This is a genomic window from Aquabacterium sp., from assembly GCF_030652515.1.
Taxonomy (GTDB): domain Bacteria; phylum Pseudomonadota; class Gammaproteobacteria; order Burkholderiales; family Burkholderiaceae_C; genus Aquabacterium.
The window spans coordinates 1-2705 of record NZ_JAUSAR010000147.1; the positions used below are offsets into that span (position 1 = coordinate 1).

The window sequence follows — 2705 nt, forward strand, 5'->3', positions numbered from 1 at the left end:
TGCGTATTTCAGCGATCGTGGACGCCTGTTTCAGGCTGATCGTGGACGGCGTTTCAGCGCCATCGTGGACGCGCAAAGGGTGCGCGCAAGCGGGAAGCCAAATGTATCTCAATCGTCCACGATCAGTTTGAAACGACCGTCGTGTGGGTTGCCGTCAGGCAGTTTCTTTGAGTATCCATCTTCAATCTCAGGCCCCTGCCAGGCCGCCGGAGGCGCCCCCCGCTGCTTCATCCTTGGGATCGCGCAATGACTTGCCCTTGAGCTCGATCTTGTGGCTGCTGTGCACGATGCGGTCCAGGATGGCGTCGGCCAGCGTGGGGTCGCCCAGGTAGGTGTGCCACTGCTTGACCGGCAGCTGGCTGGTGATCAAGGTCGAGCGTGTGCCGATGCGGTCGTCCAGCAATTCCAGCAAGTCGTTGCGCTCGGCGGCGCCCATGGGCGAGATGGCAAAGTCATCAATGACCAGCAAATCGAGTTTGGCCAGTTGCGCCAGCCGCCTCGCGAAGCTGCCATCGCCGTGCGCCACTTGCAACTCATCGAACAGGCGCGCTGCGCGCACGTACAGCACCGAGAAGCCGCTGCGCGCCCCCTGGTGCGCCAGCGCACAGGCCAGCCAGGTCTTGCCGCAGCCGGTAGCGCCGGTGATCAGCAGATTGCGGGCATGGCGCAGCCAGTCGCCTTCCGCCAGCGTGGCCACGAGCGCCCGATCCAGCGAGCGGCTGGCTCGCCAGTTGATGTCCTCGATGCAGGCCGCGCTGACCTTGAGCTTGGCGGCCTTGAGCAGGCGCTGCACGCGCCGGTCGTCGCGCCAGGCGATCTCGCGCTGCACCAGCAGGCTCAGGCGTTCATCAAAGCCCAGCGCGGTGGCGGCGGTGCTGGTGGCCTGCTCTTCGATGGCGCGCACCATGCCGTCCAGACGCAGGCTGCGCAGTTGGTCAAGTGTGTGTTCGTTCAACATGAATCGATCTTCCTTCGGGTTGGGGTCAGTGGTAGTAATCAGGGCCACGCACGTTCTCGTGGCCCGGCAAAGGGCTGGTGGTGGTGGGCACGTTGGTGGGCTGGCGGTCCAGGCCACTCTTGAGGATGTTGTCCACGCTGCGGTAGGTGGGCGAGCGAATCGCCAGCGCCCGCGTGCAGGCCCCTTCCAGGCGCTGAGGCGTGTACTGGCGAGCCAATCGCATCAAACCCAGACAGGCTCGGTAGCCTTGCTCGGGGTGCGGGCGGTGCTCAAGCTGCCAGGTGACCACGGCCGCAGTGCTCACGCCAATGCCCTGCGCCCAGGCGATGAGCTTGGCGGGCGTCCACTCCAGGTGCGCACGGTGCGAGGACGGCATGTGCTCGCCCAGCGTGGTGTGGGCCCCGCGCCCGTGGCTCAAGGGGTGACAGGCCACGCGCTGGTTGGCGGCAAAGCATTCCACCAGGGTGTCGGTGGCGCGAACCTCAAGACGGGTGCCAACCAGTCGGTGCGGCACGCTGTAGTAGTGGCCTTCGAATTCGACGTGGTAGTCGATGTTGACCTTGACGCCCTTCCAGCGGCTGACGGTGTATCGGGTTGCGGGCAAGGGGCGCAGTGCTGGGACGTCCAGTTCCTCGAAGGCACTGCGCCGACAGCCGGGCAGCTTCTTGAAGGCGCGTGAGTTGAGGTCGACCAGCAAAGCGGCAATGGCGTCATTGAGCTCGCCCAGGCTGAAGAACTGGCGATTGCGCAGGCGCGCTAGGATCCAGCGCTCAACCAGCAGCACGGCACCTTCGACCTTGGGTTTATCACGCGGGTGCGCCGGGCGCGCGGCCAGCAATGCGCAACCATAGTGCTCGGCAAACTCCTCATAAGTGCGGTTGGGCTGAGGGTCGTAGCGGTCGGGGTTCTTGATCAGGGCACGGGCCTGATCTGGCACGATCAAGCGGGGTACGCCGCCGATGAATTCCAGAGCGCGGATCTGGGCGCCAATCCAGTCTGCAGTAGTCTGGCGTGGTGTGGCACAGGCATAGGTGTAGTTCGATGCGCCCAGCGTAGCCACGAAGATCTGCGTGGCGCTGATCTCCCCGGTGATCGGGTTGATGACGGGCACGGTCTGCCCGGCGTAGTCCACGAAGAGCTTGTCACCTGCAACATGGTTCTGGCGCATCGAGCGCTTGAGGCCTTGTGCGAACGCCCGGTACTTGACGCAAAAGCTGGTGTACTTGTAGGCCTGCTCGTTGCCACGGGCGTACTCCTCCCACAGCAGCATCAGGGTGACACCGGCGCGCTTGAGTTCCTGGTGGACGTGCGCGAAGTCGGGGGCCAGTTGGTGGCTGGAGCGAGGCAGGGCTGGCCGGTACAGCCGGGCTTCAAGAGCCTCGTCGCTGAGCATCTGGGCCACCGCCCAATCGACGCCAGCCACGCGGGCCAGCGACACGTACTTGCCCACAGCACTCTTGGAAATCTTGAGTGCACGGCCAACCTCGGTGTAACTGAGATCGGCTTGCAGATGCAGGCGCAATGCTTCTCGGATCTGGCGCATCGTGATTCTGTTTGTTGGCATCAGCTCGGACCGCATAAAGCGGCGAGCTTGAGGCCGGGTCAAAGATCACTTGCGCGCACCCCGATCGTCCACGATGGCGCTGAAACGCCGTCCACGATCAATTTGAAATGCCGTCCACCATCACGCTGAAACAGCGTCCACGATCAGCCTGAAATGCCGTCCACGATGGGCTGAAATACGCAG

The 2705-nt window shown here is 64.0% G+C and carries 2 protein-coding genes; both read right to left on the reverse strand.

Going from position 1 to position 2705, the window contains the following annotated elements; genetic code table 11:
* Positions 1-187: 187 nt before the first annotated feature.
* Positions 188-958: an IS21-like element helper ATPase IstB gene (istB, locus tag Q7V20_RS16955; protein WP_304793810.1), complete on the reverse strand. Its 771-nt coding sequence runs from the start codon at positions 956-958 to the stop codon at positions 188-190.
* 25 nt (positions 959-983) lie between these two features.
* Complete coding sequence (gene istA, locus Q7V20_RS16960) at positions 984-2522, reverse strand: IS21 family transposase (protein ID WP_304793813.1); 1539 nt, start codon at positions 2520-2522, stop codon at positions 984-986.
* Between the last annotated feature and the right edge of the window lie 183 nt (positions 2523-2705).